At 70.7% G+C, this 22,405-nt stretch carries 17 protein-coding genes; 4 read left to right on the forward strand and 13 right to left on the reverse strand.

Annotated features, from left to right (window positions below; genetic code table 11):
• Window position 1: 1 nt before the first annotated feature.
• Window positions 2-1,834, reverse strand: coding sequence for an acetolactate synthase large subunit (locus tag ACQP2Y_RS40360; RefSeq protein ID WP_433721601.1), 1,833 nt, complete (start codon window positions 1,832-1,834; stop codon window positions 2-4).
• Window positions 1,835-1,991: 157 nt separating this feature from the next.
• Entirely contained in the window at window positions 1,992-4,376 is a 2,385-nt protein-coding gene (locus ACQP2Y_RS40365; RefSeq protein ID WP_433721602.1) for a putative bifunctional diguanylate cyclase/phosphodiesterase, read from the reverse strand.
• Window positions 4,377-4,521: 145 nt separating this feature from the next.
• Here ACQP2Y_RS40365 and ilvD point away from each other — a divergent pair, with 145 nt between their 5' ends.
• Complete coding sequence (gene ilvD, locus ACQP2Y_RS40370; RefSeq protein ID WP_433721603.1) at window positions 4,522-6,369, forward strand: dihydroxy-acid dehydratase; 1,848 nt, start codon at window positions 4,522-4,524, stop codon at window positions 6,367-6,369.
• Window positions 6,370-6,470: 101 nt separating this feature from the next.
• Here the strand turns inward: ilvD and ACQP2Y_RS40375 are convergent, their stop codons facing one another.
• The 3 genes from ACQP2Y_RS40375 to ACQP2Y_RS40385 are packed head-to-tail and all read right to left on the reverse strand — an operon-like array spanning window position 6,471 to window position 8,043.
• Window positions 6,471-6,890 (reverse strand): hypothetical protein, encoded by a 420-nt coding sequence (locus ACQP2Y_RS40375; RefSeq protein WP_433721604.1) that lies wholly within the window; start codon window positions 6,888-6,890, stop codon window positions 6,471-6,473.
• Window positions 6,887-7,354, reverse strand: a complete 468-nt coding sequence (locus tag ACQP2Y_RS40380; protein WP_433721605.1) for a hypothetical protein — start codon at window positions 7,352-7,354, stop codon at window positions 6,887-6,889. The genes ACQP2Y_RS40375 and ACQP2Y_RS40380 overlap by 4 nt, the downstream gene beginning before the upstream one ends.
• The gene (locus tag ACQP2Y_RS40385; RefSeq protein ID WP_433721606.1) at window positions 7,354-8,043 is read right to left on the reverse strand and encodes a lytic transglycosylase domain-containing protein; all 690 of its coding nucleotides are present in this window, start codon (window positions 8,041-8,043) and stop codon (window positions 7,354-7,356) included. The genes ACQP2Y_RS40380 and ACQP2Y_RS40385 overlap by 1 nt, the downstream gene beginning before the upstream one ends.
• Before the next feature lie 351 nt (window positions 8,044-8,394).
• Between ACQP2Y_RS40385 and ACQP2Y_RS40390 the strand changes: the two genes are divergently transcribed.
• The gene (locus ACQP2Y_RS40390) at window positions 8,395-9,810 is read left to right on the forward strand and encodes a methionine--tRNA ligase (protein WP_433721607.1); all 1,416 of its coding nucleotides are present in this window, start codon (window positions 8,395-8,397) and stop codon (window positions 9,808-9,810) included.
• Here the strand turns inward: ACQP2Y_RS40390 and ACQP2Y_RS40395 are convergent.
• The 4 genes from ACQP2Y_RS40395 to ACQP2Y_RS40410 are packed head-to-tail and all read right to left on the reverse strand — an operon-like array spanning window position 9,794 to window position 15,449.
• A complete protein-coding gene (locus ACQP2Y_RS40395) occupies window positions 9,794-12,196 on the reverse strand; it encodes a glycosyl hydrolase 2 galactose-binding domain-containing protein (RefSeq protein ID WP_433721608.1) in 2,403 nt (800 codons plus the stop codon). The genes ACQP2Y_RS40390 and ACQP2Y_RS40395 overlap by 17 nt on opposite strands.
• Before the next feature lie 23 nt (window positions 12,197-12,219).
• Window positions 12,220-13,107 carry a carbohydrate ABC transporter permease gene (locus ACQP2Y_RS40400; protein ID WP_360814568.1) on the reverse strand — a complete coding sequence of 296 codons (888 nt, stop codon included), beginning with the start codon at window positions 13,105-13,107 and terminating at the stop codon, window positions 12,220-12,222.
• A complete protein-coding gene (locus tag ACQP2Y_RS40405) occupies window positions 13,104-14,102 on the reverse strand; it encodes a carbohydrate ABC transporter permease (protein WP_433721609.1) in 999 nt (332 codons plus the stop codon). Before ACQP2Y_RS40405 ends, ACQP2Y_RS40400 begins: the two co-directional genes overlap by 4 nt.
• A gap of 60 nt (window positions 14,103-14,162) precedes the next feature.
• A complete protein-coding gene (locus ACQP2Y_RS40410; RefSeq protein WP_360550126.1) occupies window positions 14,163-15,449 on the reverse strand; it encodes an ABC transporter substrate-binding protein in 1,287 nt (428 codons plus the stop codon).
• A gap of 304 nt (window positions 15,450-15,753) precedes the next feature.
• On the opposite strand from ACQP2Y_RS40410, the gene ACQP2Y_RS40415 reads away from it, so the two are divergent.
• Window positions 15,754-16,773 carry a LacI family DNA-binding transcriptional regulator gene (locus ACQP2Y_RS40415; RefSeq protein WP_433721610.1) on the forward strand — a complete coding sequence of 340 codons (1,020 nt, stop codon included), beginning with the start codon at window positions 15,754-15,756 and terminating at the stop codon, window positions 16,771-16,773.
• Between the two features lie 2 nt (window positions 16,774-16,775).
• Here ACQP2Y_RS40415 and ACQP2Y_RS40420 read toward each other — a convergent pair whose 3' ends face one another.
• The 3 genes from ACQP2Y_RS40420 to ACQP2Y_RS40430 all read right to left on the reverse strand — a co-directional run bounded on the left by ACQP2Y_RS40420 (window position 16,776) and on the right by ACQP2Y_RS40430 (window position 21,015).
• Window positions 16,776-19,397, reverse strand: coding sequence for a putative bifunctional diguanylate cyclase/phosphodiesterase (locus tag ACQP2Y_RS40420; protein ID WP_433721611.1), 2,622 nt, complete (start codon window positions 19,395-19,397; stop codon window positions 16,776-16,778).
• A gap of 266 nt (window positions 19,398-19,663) precedes the next feature.
• Window positions 19,664-19,939 carry a ubiquitin-like small modifier protein 1 gene (locus ACQP2Y_RS40425; protein WP_433721612.1) on the reverse strand — a complete coding sequence of 92 codons (276 nt, stop codon included), beginning with the start codon at window positions 19,937-19,939 and terminating at the stop codon, window positions 19,664-19,666.
• Window positions 19,939-21,015, reverse strand: a complete 1,077-nt coding sequence (locus tag ACQP2Y_RS40430; protein ID WP_433721613.1) for a WD40/YVTN/BNR-like repeat-containing protein — start codon at window positions 21,013-21,015, stop codon at window positions 19,939-19,941. The genes ACQP2Y_RS40425 and ACQP2Y_RS40430 overlap by 1 nt, the downstream gene beginning before the upstream one ends.
• Window positions 21,016-21,079: 64 nt before the next feature.
• On the opposite strand from ACQP2Y_RS40430, the gene ACQP2Y_RS40435 reads away from it, so the two are divergent.
• On the forward strand, window positions 21,080-21,502 hold the full coding sequence (locus tag ACQP2Y_RS40435) for a PH domain-containing protein (RefSeq protein WP_433721614.1): 423 nt from the start codon (window positions 21,080-21,082) through the stop codon (window positions 21,500-21,502).
• On the opposite strand, the gene ACQP2Y_RS40440 is transcribed toward ACQP2Y_RS40435, so the two are convergent.
• Window positions 21,446-22,372 carry a 2-hydroxyacid dehydrogenase gene (locus tag ACQP2Y_RS40440; protein WP_433721615.1) on the reverse strand — a complete coding sequence of 309 codons (927 nt, stop codon included), beginning with the start codon at window positions 22,370-22,372 and terminating at the stop codon, window positions 21,446-21,448. The two genes, ACQP2Y_RS40435 and ACQP2Y_RS40440, sit on opposite strands and share 57 nt — an antisense overlap.
• Window positions 22,373-22,405: the final 33 nt, after the last annotated feature.

Here is a 22,405-nt window from a genome sequence, read left to right on the forward strand (position 1 = left end):
GTCACAGGTCGTCCTCGTCGAAGGCCGGGCGCACGTCCCGGGCGAACATGATCTCGTCGTTGCTGGTGCCGGCCGCGACCATCGGCCAGACCATGGCGTCCTTGCCGACGGTGAAGTCGATGACCACCGGGCGGTCGTTGATCTCCATGGCCGCCTTGATGGTGGCGTCCACGTCGGCCTTCGACTCGCAGCGCAGGCCCACGCAGCCCAGCGCCTCGGCCAGCTTCACGAAGTCGGGGATGCGGTGCTTGTGGGTGCCCAGCTCGGTGTTGGAGTAGCGGCCCTCGTAGAACAGGGTCTGCCACTGCCGGACCATGCCCAGGTTGCCGTTGTTGATGACGGCGATCTTGACCGGGATGCCCTCCAGGGCGCAGGTGGCCAGCTCCTGATTGGTCATCTGGAAGCAGCCGTCGCCGTCGATCGCCCACACCGCGGTGTCGGGGCGGCCGACCTTGGCGCCCATCGCGGCCGGCACCGCGTAGCCCATCGTGCCGGCGCCGCCCGAGTTGAGCCAGGTGCCCGGCTTCTCGTAGCTGATGAACTGCGAGGCCCACATCTGGTGCTGGCCGACCCCGGCCACGTAGATCGCCTCCGGGCCGACCAGCTCGCCGATCCGCTGGATCACGTACTGCGGGGCCAGGGTGCCGTCGGTGGGCTCGTCGTAGCCCAGCGGGTAACGCTCGCGCAGGTCGTTGAGCTGCGCCCACCACGGCTCGTACGCCGCGGTGCCGCCCGCCGTGGCGGAGACCGCCGCGATCAGCTCATCGATGACGTGCCGGGCGTCGCCCACGATCGGGACGTCGGCATGCCGGTTCTTGCCGATCTCGGCCGGGTCGATGTCGGCGTGCACGACCTTGGCGTCCGGGGCGAACGAGTCCAGCTTGCCGGTGACCCGGTCGTCGAAGCGGGCGCCGAGGGTGACCAGCAGGTCGGCCTTCTGCAGCGCGTACACCGCCGGGACCGTGCCGTGCATGCCGGGCATGCCCAGGTGCTGCGGGTGCGAGTCGGGGAACGCGCCCAGGGCCATCAGCGTGGTGACCACCGGGATGCCGGTCAGCTCGGCGAGCTTGCGCAGCCCGTCGGTGGCGCCGGCCTTGAGCACGCCGCCGCCGACGTACAGGACCGGGCGCTTGGCCTGGGCGATCAGCCGGGCCGCCTCGCGGATCTGCTTGCCGTGCGGGTGCAGTGTGGGCCGGTAGCCGGGCAGGTCCAGGGTGGGCGGCCAGGCGAAGGTGGTCGCCGCCTGCAGCACGTCCTTGGGCACGTCGACGAGCACCGGGCCCGGGCGGCCGGTCAGGGCGAGGTGGAACGCCTCGGCCATGATCCGCGGGATCTCCTCGGGCGTCTGGATCAGGAAGTTGTGCTTCGTGATCGGCAGCGTGATGCCCTGGATGTCCGCCTCCTGGAAGGCGTCCGTGCCGATCGCGGGCCGGGCCACCTGGCCGGTGATCGCGACGATCGGCACCGAGTCCATGTAGGCGTCGGCGATCGGGGTGACCAGGTTGGTCGCGCCCGGGCCGGAGGTGGCGATGCAGACGCCGACCTTGCCGGTGGCCTGCGCGTAGCCGGTCGCGGCGTGACCCGCGCCCTGCTCGTGGCGGACCAGGATGTGCCGGACCTTGGAGTCGTACAGCGGGTCGTAGGCGGGCAGGATCGCCCCGCCGGGGATCCCGAACGCCACCTCGACGCCGAGCGCCTCGAGCGACCGCACGAGCGAGCCGGCCCCGCTGACGGGGGTCGGGGACACCGTGACTACGGCCGGGGTGCCGGCTGCCGCGGCGACGGTGGCCGGGGTGGCGCGGTGGGCGAGGGTCTCGGGTGTGGGTCTTGTCATGGCGATTCAGACCTTCGTTCGGGATGGGTGAGCCTGGACGGTCCCGGAGCAACAAAAAAGGTCCTCGTGCCGAAGCACGGGACCTAGCGCACTGTCATTCCTCTTGCGGGAGGGACAGTGCGCTCACATAAGTACTCGGGACGACAAGCACATGCGGCTAAGACTGCCCCATCTCACGGGGTGCGTCAACTGATCTCACATCTTGGTCACCCGTTCGCGAGCCGTCCTCCGTCACGAAGGCCGGGTCGGTGGGCAGGAGCGCCCTGACCTGCCGCATTCCCGGGCCCAGCATGATCACCTGACTGCGTGCGGGTGCGCTGGGCGGCACCGGCGGACGCGCCCGCTGGACCGGGACCGGGCGGGCACCGGAGGACCGTACGGTCTCGAGCTGGGCCTCCAGGTGCTCGGCGGGCACGCCCCAGCCGAACAGCGACCCCTGGCCCAGCCGGCAGCCGGCCTCCTCGACGATCGCCCGCTGCGCCGGGGTGCCGATGCCCTCGGCCAGCACTTCCAGGCCGAGCCGGTGGCCCAGCCGGACGACCACGTCGACCAGCGGCGCCGCCGTGCCGGTGCGCGACTCCGGCTCGGCGACCAGCGCGTGGTCGATCTTCAGGATGTCCACCGGGAGGTTGCGCAGCTGCCCGAGAGAGGAGTAGCCCGCGCCGAAGTCGTCGAGCGCGATCCGTACGCCGGTGGACCGCAGCTCGCACAGCCGGCGGATCAGCTCGTCCATGTCGGTGGCCACCGCGTGCTCGGTCACCTCGAGGACCAGGCGCTGCGGTGGCACGTGGTAGCGCTCCAGCACCTCGGCGACCTGCGCGGCGTAGTCGGCGGCGTGCAGCTCCTTGGGTGACATGTTGACCGACACCCAGACGTCGTGGCCGCCGGCCAGCCACTGGGCGAGCTGCCGGCAGGCCTGGTCCAGCACCCAGGAGCCGATCATGCTGATCAGCCCGGACTCCTCGGCCACCGGGATGAATTCGTCGGGCCGTACCGCGCCCAGCTCCGGGTGGTGCCAGCGGAGCAGGGCCTCGGCGCCGACCGGCCGCATCGACGGCAGCGCGACGACCGGCTGGAAGACCAGGCGCAGCTGCTCGCGTTCGATGGCGTGACGTAGTTCGTTCTCCAGGACGCTGTGCCGGCGCAGCAGTTCGTCGTAGCGCTTCTGGTAGCGCTCGACGCGGTTCTTGCCGCGCTGTTTCGCGTACCGCAGGGCCAGGTCGGCGTCGCGCATCAGCTCGCCGGTGTCGCCCGGCGCGGGCGAGTCGGCGACGCCGACGCTCGCGGAGAGGAAGACCGAACCGTCCTCGGTCTCGTAGGGCTCGCTGAGCACCGCCAGCAGCCGCTTGCCGGCGACCATCGCCTCCTCGGGCCTGGCCCACATCAGCACCGCGAACTCGTCGCCGCCGAGGCGGGCGGCGACGTCGCCGTCGCGCAGGTTGGCCCCGAGCCGCCGGCCCACCTCGGTGAGCACGGCGTCACCGATGTCGTGCCCGCGCATGTCGTTGACGTTCTTGAAGCCGTCCAGGTCGAGGCCGACCAGGACCCGGGCGCGCTCGGGGACCGGCGGCTCGCGCAGCGCCCGGACCAGGCCGCGCCGGTTGGCCAGCCCGGTCAGCGGGTCGGTGTGGGCGAGCTCGCGGAAGTGCGTCTCCCGCTGGCGCAGCCGCAGGGTGTGCCGCTTGACGTCGGCCAGGGCCAGATACTGGCGGGCGACCAGCGCGAAGCCCTCGATGCTCACGCCGAGGAAGCCGAAGACGTCGAGGCGGCCGCCGACGGCCAGGTGGTAGCCGAACGCGGCGACCAGGGCGGACATCGGCACGAAGGCGTACCCGGTGTTGCGCTGGGTGACGTCGCCGACCACCTCGACCGGCCGGTCGGCGATCTTGACGGCGCGGGCCACCACGACCAGCCCGCCGGGCAGCAGCACGGCGCCGAGCAGCACGACCCCGGCCCAGCTGCGGCAGATGCCCGCGGACAGCGCGGTGGCGGCCAGGGCCACCAGGCTGACTCCGGCGGCCACCCGGACCGTGACGTGCCGCGGCCGGTGGGCGTGCATGGCGAGCACCGCGGTCAGACCGAGAGCGATCACCGCAACGCCCGCGGGCAGCAGCATCGACAGGCACCGCGCGGGGGTCTGATCGCCGAGCAGCCGGGTGGGCTGGGAGACCAGCACCCAGCCAACGAACCACAGCGCGGCCGCGACGACGAAGCCGTCGAGCAGGTGCCGGACCGCCGCGCCCGGGCTCTCCGCCGCGCCCGGCAACATCAGCGTGCCGACCAGCAGGGTCAGGGTGCCCAGGGCCATCGCCACGGCGACGGCCGAGGCGAGCCGTACCGGGGCATGCACCAGGAACAGGCTGCTGAGCAACCCGGCGAGCGCGGCGGCGGTGGCTATCGCGGCACCCGCGGCGAGCAGCAGATGGGCCCGGCGGGCAGCACCGGTGTGCTTACGGCCGGAGTTGGCCAGGAGGGCGACAGCCGGGACCGCGACCACGAGGCTCGCCAGCCCGGCCAGCTCCACGCCGGACGGTGAGTGCACGGGAACACTCTGCCGTACCGGAGCACATTTCGGGAGCCGACCGATCGACCGGTTTCGAACCGCAACACATGATCGCGTCCCGCGCAGTGGACTGGGTGTCGCCCGGCACAGGCGCGGTCCTTACCCGCGGTGGCAGTATGTAGTAATGCCTGAGCTGCGCTCCCGGACCTCGACCCACGGTCGGACGATGGCCGGCGCGCGCGCCCTGTGGCGCGCCACCGGCATGACCGACGACGATTTCGGCAAGCCGATCGTCGCCATTGCCAACAGCTTCACCCAGTTCGTGCCCGGTCACGTCCATCTCAAGGACATGGGCGGTCTGGTCGCCGACGCGGTGTTCGAGGCCGGCGGTATCGGGCGCGAGTTCAACACCATCGCGGTGGACGACGGCATCGCCATGGGCCACGGCGGCATGCTCTACTCGCTGCCCAGCCGCGAGCTGATCGCCGACGCGGTGGAGTACATGGTGAACGCGCACTGCGCCGACGCCCTGGTCTGCATCTCGAACTGCGACAAGATCACCCCGGGCATGCTGATCGCCGCCCTGCGGCTCAACATCCCGACGGTCTTCGTCTCCGGTGGCCCGATGGAGGCCGGCAAGACCGTCGCCATCGAGGGCGTGGTGCACGAGAAGCTCGACCTGGTCGACGCGATGAGCGCCAGCGCCAACGAGAACGTCACCGACGCCCAGCTCGACACCATCGAGCGCTCGGCCTGCCCGACCTGCGGCTCCTGTTCCGGCATGTTCACCGCCAACTCGATGAACTGCCTGACCGAGGCGATCGGCCTGGCCCTGCCGGGCAACGGCTCGACGCTGGCCACGCACGCCGCCCGCAAGGCCCTGTTCGAGCGGGCCGGTTCGCTGATCGTCGACATCGCGAAGCAGTACTACGAGAACGACGACGAGAGCGTGCTGCCGCGGGCCATCGCCAGCCGTGACGCCTTCGAGAACGCGGTCGCCCTGGACGTGGCGATGGGCGGCTCGACCAACACGGTGCTGCACCTGCTGGCCGCGGCCCGCGAGGCCGAGCTGGACTTCAGCGTGGCCGACATCGACGCGGTGTCGCGCCGGGTGCCATGCCTGTCCAAGGTCGCGCCGAACAGCCCGAAGTACCACATGGAGGACGTGCACCGCGCCGGTGGCATTCCGGCCCTGCTCGGCGAGCTGAACCGCGGCGGCGCCCTGCGGCAGAACGTCCGCTCGGTGCACTCCCCCGACCTGACCAGCTGGCTGGAGTCCTGGGACATCCGCAGCGGCAAGGCGAGCGAGGAGGCGCTGGAGCTCTTCCACGCCGCGCCGGGCGGGGTCCGCACCACCCAGCCGTTCTCGACGACGAACCGCTGGGCGACGCTCGACACGGACGCGGCCGGGGGCTGCATCCGCTCGGTCGAGCACGCGTACACGGTCGACGGCGGCCTGGCGATCCTCTTCGGCAACCTGGCGCCCGACGGCTGCGTCGTCAAGACCGCCGGCGTGGCCGAGGAGCTGTGGAAGTTCAGCGGCCCGGCGCGCGTCTTCGAGAGCCAGGACACGGCGGTCGACGGCATCCTCGCCAAGCAGGTCCTGGCCGGCGACGTCGTGGTGATCCGCTACGAGGGACCCCGCGGCGGGCCGGGCATGCAGGAGATGCTCTACCCGACCTCGTTCCTGAAGGGCCGCGGCCTGGGCAAGGCGTGCGCACTGATCACGGACGGCCGGTTCTCCGGCGGCACCTCGGGCCTGTCCATCGGGCACGTCTCCCCGGAGGCGGCGTCCGGCGGCCTGATCGCCCTGGTCGAGACCGGCGACGAGATCACCATCGACATCCCCGGCCGCACGATCACCCTCAACGTCTCGGACGAGGAGCTGGCCCAGCGCCGGCACGCCCAGGAACGCCGGCCGAAGCCGTACACCCCGGCCGACCGGCAGCGCCCGGTCTCGGCGGCGCTGCGCGCCTACGCCTCGATGGCGACCAGCGCGAGCGACGGCGCCTACCGCAAGGTCCCCGAATAATCCCGTACGGGGTCAGCAAAGAGCAGAAGCAGCACCGGCCGACCGGCCGCCACACACGGAGCTTCGTGTGGCGGCCGGTCGACCGGCTTCCGGGCTGAACGTCATTGCAGGGTGCCGATCGAGGCGACGACGTCCTCGTCACCGGCGTAGTCCCAGAAGACCGGCCCGTCGTTGTAGGCCAGCCGGGCCTCGGCCCACTGCGGTACGCCTGAGACCACGAACCAGTCGTGCTGCTCGGACAACAGATACACGCCTGCGTCGTCGGCCAGCTCCAGCCCGTGCGCCGCGCCGAGGCGTTCCTGCTCGGCGGCCGTCGCCGCTCGCAGCGTGAGCCCCCGGATGACGAACGGCAGGCAGACGTACTGCACCGAGTCGAAGTGCACTTCGATGCGCAGCGGGATGCCCGAGGACGGCGACGCATCGGACTGCAGCCAGAGCTGCGTGCGCGTCCGCGACGTGCGCATGACTTGGAACAGCCGGTCCGGCGCCGCGAACACCGCCGCCGCGTACCGGTCGATCATTCCGACTGAGCCGGCTTGATACCGAGAGCCGCGAGCAGCTCGTAGAAGGTTTCTTCGGCGAAGACGTTCGCGGCGTCCAGAGCCGTCCGCACCGCCTCGCCGTCCGCGGTGAGACCGGCCTCGGCGGCCCAGGCCAGCGCCAGTTCCGTCACCTCGGCCGCCGTCTGCCCGAGCTCAGGAGCGCCGTAATCGGCGGCCTTCTCCGGATGCAGGTAGACGTGCCAGTAGCCGCCGGCCGGCGTCGCCGCTTCGACATCGGCGACGTCGCTGTCGAGGATGAAGGCCGTGATCGCCGGTGCTCCGGTCTCCGCCACGAGCATCCGCAGGGCGTCGCGCAGATCGCCGTCCAGCTGCGCGGCGCGCCACCCGCCCGCATAGGACGACTCGTTGAGCACATCGGCGCCGGCCAGCGCGGTGAGCGGCTCCGCCGATCGCACGATCACGATCCGGCCGGTGTAGCCCATCAGTAGGAGCCGGTGCTCTCGGAGCGGGACCAGGCGCCGCACGGCGTCTTGTACCGGCCCTTGATGTAGCCGAGACCCCACTTGATCTGCGTAGCCGGGTTGTTCTGCCAGTCCGAGCCGGCCGAGCTCATCTTGTTGCCCGGGTAGGCCTGCGGGATGCCGTACGCACCGGAGCTGGGATTCTTCGCCCGGTGGTTCCAGCCGCTCTCCTTGTTCCACAGCTTGTTGAGGCAGCCGAACTGGCTGATCGGGAAGCCGGCGTCGATCATCAACGCGCACCCGATGGCCCGGTTGCCCTTGAACTCGTTGCACGACGAGGGAATCGGCCCGTCGAAGCCCACGGTCCCGTTCTTCTTGGCCTCGGCCCGGCGCTTCTCGTCGGCCTTCTTCTCGATGGCCCGGCGGTCCAGCATGCGCGCCTTGCCGGCAGCAGCCTTGGCCGCCGTGCCGGCTTTGGCCGCGGCCTCCTCCTCGGCCTGCCGCCGCTGCGCCCGAGCCGCCGCGTGCTCACCGTGCCGCTCCTTGAGCAGCCGCAGATCCGCGGCGTCGGCCTGCACGACGAGCCCGGCCTGAGCGCCGGCGAGCTGGTCGGTCTGATGCTCTCCGAGATACACACCGCCGACGAGGCCGCCCACGAGCAGACCCACCGAGCCCACCCGGATGCCGATCCGGCTCCAGAGCCGATCCACCTGAATCCTCCGTCGCTTCGATGACGCGACGACCACCTTGGCCCAACCAACGACGGAAGGGAATAGCGATCACCGGCGATGACCGGAATCACATACGTTGTCGCCCGATCGCCGCCTCCGTCACGATGCTCACCGTGAGGAATTGGTGGCCCTGAGTCCTACGACGCCGCGCTGGTCGCCGGTAAACCGTTGGCTGCGGGCGTGGCGCGCTGCCAGCATGAATTCATGCAGCTGCCACGTCCGTCGATGATGCGCCCCCTCGCGGGGCCGTTCGGCGTGCGGTAGTCAGCACCGGACAAGTCCTCGCCTCCGGCGGGGACTGCATGCTCGGGGCGGGGCGGAAGAGGGAGCATGACCTTCTACATCACCACCGCCATCCCGTACGTGAATGCGCCGCCGCATCTCGGGCACGCGCTTGAGCTTGTGCAGGCCGATGCGCTGGCCCGGCATCGCCGGCAGCGCGGTGAGCGCGTCCGGTTCCTCACCGGGACCGACGACAATGCGCTCAAGAACGTCGCCGCCGCCCGGGCTGCCGGGGTCGAGGTCGGCGCGTTCGTCCGCACCAACGCCGACCGGTTCGCCGCCTTGCGGGAGCCGCTGGAGTTGTCGTTCGACGACTTCATCCGGACCGGGTCCGACCCACGGCATGCGCCCGGCGTGGCCGCGCTGTGGCGGCGGTCCGCAGCCGACTTCTACCGGCACAGCTACACCGGTCTGTACTGCGCCGGTTGTGAGCAGTTCCTGGACGACTCCGGCTGTGCGGAGCATCCGGCCGTCCCGGAACGGGTCGAGGAGACGAACTGGTTCTTCCGGTTGTCCCGCTATCAGAAGCAGATCCTGGAGTTGCTGGAGTCCGGGCAGGTGCGCGTCGAGCCCACGGCCCGGCGTAACGAGGCGTTGGCGTTCGTCCGGGCCGGGCTACGCGACATCAGCGTCTCGCGGCCCGCCGCGCGCGCCGGCGGCTGGGGCATCCCGGTGCCCGACGATCCCGGCCAGACCGTCTACGTCTGGTGGGACGCGCTGGCGAACTACGTCACCGCCCTCGGCGACGGGGATGAGTTGCGCACCTGGTGGCTTGGTTCGGATGAACGCGTCCACGTCATCGGCAAGGGCATCGTGCGCTTCCACGCCGTGTACTGGCTGGCGTTGCTGCTGTCGGCCGGATTGCCTTTGCCCACCACGATCCTGGTGCACGACTACCTGACCGTGGACGGCGCGAAGCTGGCCAAGAGCGCCGGCAACGCCGTGGATCCGGTCGCGCTGGTCGGCCGCTTCGGTGTGGATGCGGTGCGGTGGTGGCTGCTCAGCGAGGTCACGCCGGTCGGGGACACGGACTTCACCGTCGAGCGGCTGGTCGCGCGGGCCGATCGGGATCTCGCCAACGGCCTCGGGAATCTGGTCAACCGGACGCTGACCCTGGCTCGCCGGCACGGGCGGATTCGGCCGGCCGCCGTGGAATCGGAACTGCCGGGACGCGTTGATGCCGCACTGCGCGTCGGTGACTTCCGGGCGGCCACCTGTGCGCTGTGGTCCGAGGTCGACCGCGGCAACCGGCTCATCGAGGCCACGCAGCCCTGGAAGCTGGCCGATCCCGGGCCGGTGCTGGCCGAGGTGCTCGGCCTCTGCCAGCTGCTGACCGGCGAGCTACAGCCGTTCCTGCCCTCCGGCGCCGATCGGCTGGCCGGACAACTGCGCTGCGACGGGCCGCCGCGCCCGGTGTTTCCGAGGCTGGGCGCGGCGGCGCCGACGGTCAGGCCAGATCGTTGACGCAGCGCAGCACCGGGCGGGTGGACAGGGCCGTCGGTTCCAGCCCCGCACCGCCGCGGATGATGAACGTCGCCGACTCGCCCGGCAGCAACGTCACGCCCGCCTCGTCCACCTCGGCCGCCGGGTCGAGTCGGTCCGGCGACAGGGTCAGGTCCCGCAGGATGTGATGCGCGGTGATCTTGACGCGCGCATCCGGGCCCACCGCCTCGAAAACGGCGTCGAACTTCGCCGGTGGCCAGGCGATGTCCTTGTCCTCGGCGAAGAACCACCAGGCCCGGTGCTCCTCGGCCACGGCGACCAGCACCTCACCCCTGGCGTCGGCGGCTGCGCCGACCTCCGCGGGCAACGGCAACGTCGTGGCCGCGCCGGGTGCGACGGTCACGTCGATCGTCACCTCGGCCAGCACGAGCCCATCGAGGGTACGGCGGGAGACAACCGCCGACACCGTCCACGGCTCGACCGAGTCGTTGACCGCCACCAGGGCTAGACCACCGTCGCGAGGCTGCACGGTCAGCAGACGCGGGGCGAAGGAGCGGCGCAGGGCGTACCAGAGGGGCTTCTTGCGGCCGTCGCCGTCCACGGCCGCCCAGGAGGTGACCGGCCAGCAGTCGTTGAGCTGCCACATGATCGTGCCCATGCAGTGCGGGCGCAACGACCGGAAGTGCTCGATCCCCAGCGACAGTGCCCGGGCCTGGTTCAGCTGGGTCAGGTAGTGCCAGTCGTCGAAATCCCGGGGCACGGGCAGGTGGGCGTCGAGGCCGCGCTGCAGTTTGGCGTCGCCGTCCGCTGCCTTCTGGTGCGCCCGCATGCCCGGTGAGTCGTGGGTCAGCGGCTCGTCGGCGATGGCCCGGCGCAGGGTCGCGTACGCCGGGGGTGCCTGGTAACCGAACTCGGCGACGAACCGCGGCCGGTACTCGCGGTACTTGGTGTAGTCGTCGGTGTTCCACACGTCCCAGATGTGCATGGTGCCGTACGCGGGATCGTTGGGGTGCTTGTCGTCGCGGCCCGAGTACGGGCTGCCCGGCCAGTACGGCCGGCTCGGGTCCTCGGCGGCGACGACGCCCGGGAGCACGTCGAAGTAGTAGCCGGCACCCCACGTCTTGTCGCCCAGCGCCGGCTTCCAGTCCCAGTCCTCGTGGCCCCAGATGTTCTCGTTGTTGCCGGTCCACATCATCAGGCTGGGATGCGACGCCAGCCGCACCACCTGCTCGCGGGCCTCCGCCGCCAGCTCCGAGGCGAAAGGCTCCTCCTCCGGGTACGCCGCGCAGGCGAACAGGAAGTCCTGCCCCACCATCAGCCCGAACTCGTCGGCGAGGTCGTAGAAGTCCTCGGACTCGTACCGGCCGCCGCCCCAGATCCGCAGGTAGTTGACGTTCGCGTCGATCGCCTGGGTGAAGCGGGCGGCGAGGCGCTCGCGGGTGACCCGGTTGGCGAAGACGTCGTCGGGGATCCAGTTGACGCCGCGTACGAAAACGGGGACGTCGTTGACGATCAGGGTGAACGCGCTGCCGTCGGCGTCCGGTGCGGTGTCGATGCGCACGTCACGGAAGCCGACCTTGCGGGACCAGCTGTCCAGGTCGCCGTCCGGCCCCGACGCCGTCACCTCGAGGTCGTAACGCGGCTGGTCCCCGTACCCGATGGGCCACCAGAGCTCGGGATCGCGCACGGTGAGCGAAAGGACGGCCTCGTCGCCCTCGGTCGTGGTCTCCACGCGCTCGCCGGCGACGGTCGCGGTGAGCGTGACCGGTCCGGGGGTCTCCCGTTCGAGGCGCACGCGCACCTCGACCGTGCCCACCCCGCCGGCCACGGTGACCTGCGGGCGGACCTCGGCCAGCCGGGCCCGCGACCAGCTCTGCAGGCCGATCTCCTGCCAGATGCCGGCGGTGACCAGCGTCGGACCCCAGTCCCAGCCGAAGTTGCAGGCCGTCTTGCGGATGAAGTTGAACGGCTCGGGATAGGCGTTGGGCCGGTCGCCGAGCCGGTCCCGCTGCGCCTCGGCATAGCTGTACGCCGAGGTGAAGTGGATCCGCAGCTGGTTCTCACCGTCGCGCAGCGCGTCCCGGACGTCGAAGCGGTAGCCGCGGTGCTGGTTGGCGGTGCGGCCCAGCTCGACGCCGTTGAGCACGACGGTGGCGACGGTGTCGAGCCCGGCACAGACCAGGTCCGTGCGGCCGGGGCCGGGCTCGTGCTGGAACACGGTGTCGTAGACCCAGTCGGTGCGCCCGATCCAGGCGAGCTTCTTCTCGTTCTCGTCCAGGTACGGGTCGTCGATCAGGCCCGCGGCGAGCAGGTCGGTGTGCACACAGCCGGGCACGGTGGCGGCGACGCTGTCCACGTCGCCGCCGCTGAGCGCCCAACCCTCGTGCAGAGGTCGGTACGAGGTCACGCTTCTCCTTATACGTCCTGTGGTCAGGACTTGACGGCGCCTTCCATGATCCCTCGCACGATCTGCCGCCCACCCAGTACCAGCAGCACGAGCAGCGGAACCGTGGCCGCGAACGCGCCCGCGAGCACCCGGCGGTAGATGACGTAGTTACCGCTGGCGAGGTCGGACAGGGCCACCATCGAGGTGGGGAACTCGGTGCCGTTGAGCTGGATCAGCGGCCACTGGAACTCGTTCCAGGTGGCCACGAAGGTCAGCAGGCCGAGCACCGCCAGCGCGGGCCGGATGGCCGGCAGCACGATGCTCCAGTACACCCGCATGGTCAGCGCGCCGTCCATGCGCGCCGACTCAATCAGCTCGTCCGGCACCGCGTGCATGATGAACTGCCGCATGTAGAACACGCCGAACGCGCTGACCAGGAACGGCGCGATGACCGACAGCAGGGTCCCGTTCCAGCCGAGCTTGCCCATCAGGATGTACAGCGCCACGATGCCGAGCTGGTTGGGCACGGTCAGGGTCAGGATCACCACGATCATGAGCCTGTCCCGGCCCGGGAACCGCAGCTTGGCGAACGCGAAGCCGGCCAGCGAGCAGAAGAACAGCGTGGACGCCGTCACCACGAAGGCGACGATGAAGCTGTTGATCAGCGAGGCGGCGAAGTACACCTGCTGCAGGGTGAAGACCTCGCGCAGGTTGTTGACGAACTCGCCGCCGGGGACCACCGACGGCGGGATCTGCGCGACCGCCTCGTCGGTGCTGGTGGCGATGACGAACATCCAGTACAGCGGGAACGCCGACAGCGCGAGCACCGCCACCAGGGCGATGTACGTGCGCCAGTTCCCGCCGGTGTCCTGCGGTGCGCGGCCGATCTCGGCCCGGCGGCGTGGCTTCAACCGCGGTGCGGTGGCGGTCATCGGCGTCCTCCTCCGAGGCGGTTCGTCGCCAGGGCGTTCAGGGCGGCGACGATGAGGATGATCACGAACAGCGCCCACGACATGGCGGCCGCGTATCCGAGGTTGAGGTCCTTCCAGCCGACCTTGTAGATCAGCTGGGCGATGGTCTGCCACTGTCCGTTCGAGCCGCCGGACGCGGCCGCGGGGTTCTCCTCGAAGAGCATGGGCTCGTTGAAGAGCTGCAGGCCGCCGATGGTCGACAGGACCACCGTGAAGATCAGCACCGGCTGGATCATCGGCACGGTGATGCGCCACAACTGCCGCCACGGCCCGGCGCCGTCGACGGCCGCCGCCTCGTAGACGTCCTTCGGGATGGACTGCATCGCCGACAGGTACAGCAGGGCGTTGTAACCGATCCACTTCCAGTTGACCATCGTGGCGATGGCGATCCAGGAGCTCCACTTGTACGCCCGCCAGTCCAGCGGCGTGTCCTGGCCGAAGCCGACGAGCGACAGCAGCCAGTTGGCCATGCCGTTGTCACGGGAGAAGAACACGGCGAAGACCAGCGTCGAGGCGGCCACCGGGGTCACGTACGGCAGCAGCACGCCGACCCGCCACCAGGTGTTGCCGCGCAGCTTGCGGTTGAGCAGGTTGGCCACCATCAGCGCGATCAGCAGCTGCGGCACGGTGGCCAGGATGAAGATGCCGAACGTGTTGCCCAGCGCGTTCCAGAAGGCCTCGTCGTGGATGAGCTTCTCGAAGTTGGCCAGGCCGGCCCAGCCGGTCAGGGTCGGGTCGTCGAGCCGCCAGTTGCGCAGCGCGACGATGCCGTTGAAGACGATCGGGAACAACCCGAAAATCGCGAAGAGCAGGAAGAACGGCGAGATCAACAGGTACGGGACGCGCTTGTTGTCGAAGCGGTGGAGCCAGTTGCGTTGCTTGGGCGCGGACTCGGAGGCGCGGCGGTGCGCCGGTTCGGGATTCGCGGTCGGCGGCGCGCTACGGGTGAGGGACACGGCCACTCCTTCCAGGGAGCAGCGGGGCGGCCACCCGGGCCGCCCCGCCGTCGTTTCGCTTTAAGAAGTGGCTGCCTTCTGGGCCGCCTTGACCGCCTCGGGCCAGGCCGCGTTCGACTTGAGCGAGCCCTGCTGGACGCGGGTGATCACGTTCTCCACCGCGACCCGGGTCGGGCCGTTCTTCTTGCCCAGGTACTGCGGCTTCAGGCCCTCCGCGGTGGACGCGAAGATCTGCCCGGTGGGCGCGTTGCTCATGAACTCCTTCTTGTAGTCCAGCACCGCGGGGTCCTTGTAGAGCGCGGGCTGCGACGGCAGGTTGCCGACGGTCTTGAAGACCTCGATCTGCTGCGCCGGCTGGACCATCCACTCGACGAACTTGTAGGCCTCGTCGGCGTTCTTGCCCTGCTTCGGGATGGTCCACCAGGAACCGCCCCAGTTACCGCCGCCGCCGGGGATCGTGGCGATGTCCCACTTGCCCTTCTGGTCGGGCGCGGTGTCCTGGATGTGGCCGAGCATCCACGCCGGGCAGGCCAGCACGGCGAACTGGTCCTTCTTGAAACCCTGGTCCCAGTTGGGCTGGAAGCTGGCGAGGTTGGCCGAGAGCCCGGCGTCGATCGTCTTCATGGCGACGTCGAACGCGACCTTGGGGCCGCCCTCCATCTGCAGCTGCTCGGACTCGTCGTAGAAGCCCTGGGGCTGCTGCGCGAGCACCGGGTTGAACATGTTGGTGCCGGAGTCCACGAACTTCTTGCCGGTGGCCTTGGTGTACTTCTGGCCGGTGGCGATGAAGTCGTCCCAGGTCGCCCACAGCTTCGAGACCGACTCGCGGTCGGTCGGCAGGCCGGCCTTCTTGAACAGGTCGGAGCGGTAGCACATGGCCAGGCCGCCGACGTCGGTGCCGAGACCGATCTGGGTCTTCTTGTCGGTGGACATCGACTGCTGCCACTTCCACGGCAGGTACTTCGACTCGTAGCTCGCCGCACCCTTGTCGAGCAGGTTGACGAACTTGTCGCTCTGTCCGCGGAACTGGACGATGAAGCCCTCGTCGACCGCGGAGATGTCCGGCGCGCCGCTACCGGCGACCAGCTTCTTCTGCAGGTCCTCGTGCTGGGCGTTGTACTCGCCCGAGTTCAGCACGATCTTGACGTTCGGGTGGTCCTTCTCGTACGCGGCCTTGAGCTTGTCAAGACCCATGTCACCCCAGAAGTTGACCTTCAGGGTGACCTGCCCTTCGGCGGCCTTGTCGCTGCCGCCCTCCAGGTCCTGGCCACTGCAGCCCGCAAGAACCAGGCTTCCGGCAAGGCCGGCGGCGATCAGCGCCACGCCCCGCTTGGCGAACCGTTCCATTACTCCTCCACCCAGGGAAAGTGCTGTGAGAATTTACTGAACCGGATAAGTGACGCGACCGTATGACGCGGCTCACGTGGTGTCAAGAGCGTGTTTCATATTGATGTCTCCGCCCGTTACCAACCGCTGTAAGCACCCGTAAAGTTGGTCAAAACCACCACTATGCTTCCGCGGGGTTACGCGATCGGTTGTGGTCTGCAACACTTAACCGATCAAGTTCCCAGCCCCCACCAGGGGCATGGTGGAGCGAGGTAGCGTGAGAGCGCTCCACTGGCGATGTTCCTGGAAGAGAGAGGCGACCCGAGTGAAGCGGCCGACGATCGCCGACATCGCGCGCCGAGCCGGCGTGTCCAAAGGGGCGGTGTCGTACGCGCTGAACGGGCAACCGGGCGTCTCCGACGCGACCCGGCAGCGGATCGTGGCCATCGCCCAGGAGATCGGCTTCAACCCCAACAGCGCGGCCCGCGCCCTCTCCGGGGCCAGCGCCCGCGCGGTCGGCCTCACCCTGTGCCGGCCCGCCCGCATACTGAGCATCGAGCCGTTCTTCATGGGCCTGATCAGCGGTTTCGAGCAGGAGCTGGCCGCCCGGTCGTACGCGCTGACGCTGCAGGTGGTGGCCACCCCGCAGACCGAGACCGAGGTCTACCGCCGCTGGTGGGGTGAACGCCGGGTCGACGGCGTGTTCGTGACCGACCTGCGGGAGAACGACATCCGCATCCCGGTGCTGAACGAACTCCAGCTACCGGCGGTGGTGATCGGCGGCCCCGGCGACACGGGGAAGCTGGCCCAGCTCTGGTCCGACGACGCCGGCGCGATCACCGAGGCGGTCGGCTACCTGATGGCGCTCGGCCACCGGCGCATCGCCCGGGTCGGCGGCCTGCCGGACCTGCTGCACACGCAGACCCGTACGCGCGCGTTCACCGAGGTCTGCGCAAAACTGGGCCTGAGCGAGGCGATCACGGTCCCGTCGGACTACACCGGTGAGGAGGGCGGCCGGGCGACCCGCCGCCTGCTGATCAACGCGGAACGCCCGACGGCGATCATCTACGACAACGACGTGATGGCCGTGGCGGGCCTGTCGGTGGCGCAGGAGATGGGCCTGTCTGTGCCGGGCGACCTGTCGATCGTGGCCTGGGACGACTCCCCGCTGTGTTCCCTGGTCCACCCACCGCTGACCGCCCTGAGCCGGGACATCGCGGCGTACGGGGCGCACGCGGCCCGCCAGCTCCTGGCCGCGATAGCCGGCGAACCGGTGGGCGACGTGGAAGAGGGAACGGCCCACCTGACTCCCCGCGGCAGCACCGCCCCGCCCCGGGAGAATTGATTTCAGGACGCTCGGTGCGTGTCCAGATACGCTTCCATGCGCTCCGCCGGTGCCGGCCTGGCCAGCGCGAATCCCTGCCCGTAGAGGCAACCCGCACGCCGGGCCCGCTCGATCTGCTCCGGCGTCTCCAGGCCCTTGGCCACCGTCTCCAGGCCCAGCCGGCGACCCAGGCTGACCACCACGTCGATCACCGCCGGGCCGACCGCCGGCTCCGGCGGGGTGTTCACCAGGACCTGGTCCAGTTTGAGCATGTCGACCGGCAGCCTGCGCAGGTGTGACAGCGCCGCCTGGCCCGCGCCGAAGTCGTCCAGCGCCGCCCGGACGCCCAGCTTGCGCAGGCTGGTCAGCGACGCCACCACCGCCGGCAGGTCCTCCGCGACCCAGGTCTCCTGAACCTCCACAACCAGGCGTTCCGGTTCCAGGTCGTGGCGGTCGAGGATCTCCGCCACCCGTTCCGGGAAGCGGGCCGTCAGCAGTTCGCGGGGTGACACGTTCACCGACAGCCAGAAGTCGCTGCCGCCGGCGCTCCAGCCGGCCAGGTGGCGGCAGGCCGCGTCGAGGACCCACTCGTCCATTTCGGCGGCGCAGCCGACCGCACGAGCGATCGGCAGCAGCTCGGCCGGCATGATCGTGCCCAGCTTCGGATGCCGCCAGCGCAGCAGCGCCTCGACGCCGACCGGCTGCTCGTCCCGCAGCGAGACGACCGGCTGGAAGACCAGGTCGAGCTCGCCGCGCTCGACCGCGCCGAGCAGCTCACGTTCCAGGTCCATCCGGCGGTGCAGCTGCATCTCGATGTCGGTGTCGTACCACTCGACGCGGTCGTGGCCGAGCTGCCGGGCCCGGCTGCGGGCCAGGTCGGCGTGGCGCAGCACCTCCTCGGAGTCGCTGCCGCCGGTCAGCTCGGCCAGACCGACGCTGGTGTGCAGCTCGACGATCGTGCCGGGCAGCTGATACGGCTCCATCAGCAGCGTCACGATGCGGGTGGCCAGCGCGTAGGCGAGCACCGCACCATCGGTGGTCAGCACCGCGAACTCGTCACCGCCGAGGCGGGCCGCCACGTCGTCCTCGGCGAGCAGACTGCGGATCCGCCGGCCCACCTGGATCAGGACGCCGTCGCCGATCTCACGGCCCTTGCTGTCGTTGATCTCCGCGAGCCCGTGCAGGTCGATCACCAGCAGGGTGCCGTGCTGCCCGGCGCGGCGCCGGTGCTCGAGCACGTCCCGCATCAGCGCCCGCCGGTTGGCCAGGCCGGTGAGCTGGTCGGTGTACGACAGCTTGTGCAGGGTGCGTTCCAGGTGCCGGCGCTCGCCGACGTCACGGACGTGCACGACCAGGGCGGCGACCTCGGGCACCGACCGCTGGTCGGCCACGGTGGACTCGGTGTCGCGCCACATCCCGTGCCCGTCCCGGATCCGGGCGTTCAGCAGCGCGGGCGGGCCGTCGTCGTGCTCGCCGGAAAGCAGCGTCTCCAGGCCGGCCTGCGCGCCGGGAACGTCCTCCGGGTGGATGAGCTGCAGGAACGTGCGGCCGATGACCTCGGAATCGGAGAGACCGAAGAGCCGCGCCGCGGCCGGTGACTGCCAGCGGACGGTCAGCTTGTCGTCGAGCACCAGCGTCAGATCGGTGGCGCCGGCGACCAGCGAACGGAAGTGCGCCTCCTTGGTGCGCAGCTGCCCGGTGTAGCGGCGGATGTCGCTGACGACCAGCAGCTCCCGCATGGTCAGCACGGCGACCATCGAGATGCCGAGCAGCACGGCGGTCTTGTCGAACGGCCCGAGGAAAGCGAGGTGGTACAGCGCGGCGACGACCCCGATGCCGGCGGGCACCGCGAGCAGCGGATAACCGGAGAGGTACTGGTCCTGCTCACGGGGCGCGGTGGCTTCGGGCAGGTTGCGCCGCGAGCCGCCCTCGGCGGTGAGACCCAGGCCGGCCACGATGGGCAGGCCGAAGATCGTCACGACCCATCCGGCGCGGTCCGAAAGAATCAGGTTGGCCGCGGCACAGAGCGAGAGCAGCACGAGGATGGCGCCGCCGCCGCATCGCAGGGCGGCCGGTCGATGCAACCGGGCCCGCAGCACTATCACGGTGACAATCGAGATCCCCGCCGCGGCGAGCAGCACACAGATCAGCGCCGCGGCTGGAGTGTCCTTCATCGGCGTGACCAGGTACGCCGCGAAGCCCAGGGCGACACCGAGCCCCAGCCCGTCGAACGCGCGCCGCAGCCGGACCGCGACCGTCGAGGCCGCGCCGGGCAGCAGCATGGTGCCGAGAATGTAGAGAACCGCGGTCGCGCCCACCCCGGCGGCGGCGTAGATGCCCCGGCCGGGCGGGTCAGCGACGAGCACGGCGGTGGTCGCACCGGTGGCCAGGGCGCCCATCCCGATGTAGCCGGCGCCGCGACAGGCCGCGAACGTGCCGTCCCGGTGGTGGATCGCCAGGGCGGTGTGCACGAGGACCACGGTGGCCCAGATGGCGACGCCACCGACGCCGACGGCCAGCGCGGCCGGGTCGGAGATCAGGCCGATCAGGCCCGCGACCAGCACAAGGGCGCCCGCCACCGGGGCGGCCAGGAAGGCCACCCGGTGGCGCCAGGTGCCTATACGCGCGGTGGGCTGCACTGCCACGTGGGGGGTGATCCTCTGCGGACGGTGAGGGCTGGGCGGAACAGGCGGCGGCGACCAGGGGAAGTCACTGCACCCACACCGGGTAACGAGTGTCCCCCGGACAGGTTACGTGCGCGCGGTATCGCTTCGCACGTCGAGATCGTCGGGTATGGACAGCCGCAAGGCAATCCAGCCGAAAGATTCCGCGAGCGTTTCCGCCGGCCGTGCCTTTCCTGTCAGCCGCCCGGCCGCGCGGATCACCTGCGCGCGCGGCCGACCCCGTGCCGTCAGCCGCCGGCGACCGACGGAAGCACCTGGATCTCCGCGCCGGCCGGCACCGGGGTATCCAGGCCGCCGGAGCGGCGGCAGTCCTCCCCGTCCACATAGACGTTCACATACCGCCGCAGCACACCGCTCTCGTCGCGGATCCTCCGTTCCAAACGAGGCCACCGCTCCTGGATCTCGTCCAGGATCGCGCCCAGCGTCCCGCCGTCTCCAACCTCAAGACGCGCCGCGCCGCCGGCCTCGGCACGCAGCACTCCCGGGACCAGCACTGTCGGCATCAGAGGCTCGCCGCCCGCACGCACAGCACGTCAGGCAGGTGCGCCGCCACCGACGTCCAGCTCTCGCCCTCGTCCCGGCTCGCGAACACCTCGCCCGAGCGGGTGCCGAAGTAGACACCGGCCGGCTCCGCGTCGTCCGCACACATCGCGTCGCGCAGCACCACCTGGTAGAACGGCTCCTCAGGCAGACCAGCCTGCTGCGGCTCCCAGTGCTCGCCCGCGTCAGTGGACCGGAACACCCGGCAGCGCAGATCAACCGGCTCCCGCTGCCCGTCGCTGACCAGCGGGAAGCTCCAGATCGTGCCGCCGCGCCGGGGATGCGCGACGATCGGGAAGCCGAAGTCGGCCGGCAGCGTCCCGGCGATGGACTGCCAGGTGTCGCCCCCGTCCACCGTGCGGTAGACGCCGTGGTGATTCTGCGCGTAGTAGCGCTCCGGGTCGGCGCCGTCGCGGGCCACCTTGTGCACGCATTGGCCGAACTCGGGCCACGGGTCAGGCAGGAAGTAGGCCTTGATGCCGGTGTTGGCCGGCGCCCAGGACGCGCCGCCGTCGGTGGTGCGATAGACGCCGCCGGTGGACATCGCGACCAGCACGCGGTCGGGGTCGTCGGGGTGCGGCAGCACCGTGTGCACCGCCTGCCCGCCGAAGCCGGCGCCCCACTCGGGCCGGTGCGGGTGGTCCCACAGGGCGCGGACCAGCTCGTACGTCCGGCCGCCGTCCTCGGAGCGGAACAGCGCCGACGGCTGGACCCCGGCGTAGACGACGCCGGAGGCGGCCGGCGTGATCTGCCAGACCCGCTCGACCGCCACGCCGGCGTCGGCCGGGAAGGCCAGCGGGGCGACGTCGGGCTCCTCCCAGGTGGCACCCAGGTCGTCGCTGATGGCGACGCTGGGGCCGAAGTGGGAGCTGTCCACGCCGGCCAGCAGGCGGGGCTGCGGTCCGCGGTTGTCGATGGCGACGGCATAGATGGACATGCCGGGGAAGTGCGCGGAACTCAGCTGCCAGCTCCGCCGGTCGTCCTCACTCGTGGCCAGGAAGAGGCCTTTCTTGGTGCCGATGGCTATCAGCTCGGTCATGGCCAGCAGTATCCCCGCCCGGTCCGACAAAAACGCCGCATCCGGCGGGTGCGAGGATGAGAACGTGAGTCGACCCGCCCTGCGCGTCCGCAAGTCCGGCGCCCTCGTCGTCGCCGCGCTGATCGCGTTCGTGGGCACCGCCCCGTTCGCCGGAGCGGCCTGGCAGCTGGCCCCGTTGCTGCTGATCCCGCTGGCCGTGCTGATCTGGGCGGTGCGGGCCGGCACCGACGTGGGTCCCGCCGGCCTGCGGGTGCGGGCGCTCTTCGGCAGCGTCGACATCCCGTGGTCCCGGGTCGACCAGCTCGGGCCGGACGACCGCGGCCGGGTGTCCGCCCTGCTCACCGACGGCACGGTGATCCGGCTGACCGGGGTCACCACCGCCAATCTGCCCGCGGTCATCGCGGCCGGCGGGCAGGAGCTACGGGACGACTCAGTAGCCGTCGACGACCCGGTTGACGAGCGGCTCCCCGGCGGCGAACCGACGTAGCTGCTCCCCCGCCAGGCGGTAGGCCCGGGGCAGCAGACCCACGACGGCCCCGCCGACGTGCGGGGTGATGAAGACGTTGGGCAGCTCCCACAGCGGGTGCCCCACGGGCAGGGGCTCCGGATCGGTCACGTCGAGCGCCGCGCCGATCCGCCCGGAGGCCGCCTCGGTGAGCAGCGCCGCCGTGTCGACGACCGGCCCGCGTGCCGCGTTGACCAGCAGTGCCCCGTCGGGCAGCGCCGCCAGGAAGGAACCGTCGACCAGCCCGCGGGTCTGCTCGGTCAGCGGCACGAGCAGGACCACGACCTCGGCCTGCGGCAGCAGGCCGGGCAACTCGTCAACCCCGTGCACGTCCTGCTCCGGACGCGCGGTGCGGGCCACCCGGGTCACGGTGACCTCGAACGGGGCCAGCCGCTGCTCGACGGCCCGGCCGATCGAACCGGCTCCCACGATGAGCACCCGCTTGCCGGTCAGCTCCTCGGTGGGCGTGAACGCCCCCGGGGCCCACTCGCGCCGCTGCTGGGCGCGGGCGAAGGCGGGGAACTGCCGCAGCGAGCCGATCGTGGCACCCAGGACCCATTCCGCGACCGCCGCGTCGTGCACGCCGGCCGCGTCGCACAGCTGCACGCCGGCGGGCACGTGACCGACCCAGTTGTCCGCGCCGGCCGAGAGCAGCTGCACGACCCGCAGACCGGTGAGCTTCGGCAGCAGGTCGGAGGCGCGCACGGTGGAGCTGAACGGCGGCACCCAGAACCGGATGTCTGCGGGGTCCGACGGCAGCGTGGCCGCGTCGGCGCAGACCTCGACCTCGACGCCGGCCGGCACGCCGCCGAGCAGCTCGCGGCCCTTCTCATGGGCGATCCAGACCTTCACGGTGCCAACCTAGCCGCGCCGGGCGCCGGCTGC

The sequence above is a fragment of the Actinoplanes sp. CA-051413 genome (genome assembly GCF_050955795.1).
In the GTDB taxonomy this organism is placed as follows: domain Bacteria; phylum Actinomycetota; class Actinomycetes; order Mycobacteriales; family Micromonosporaceae; genus Actinoplanes.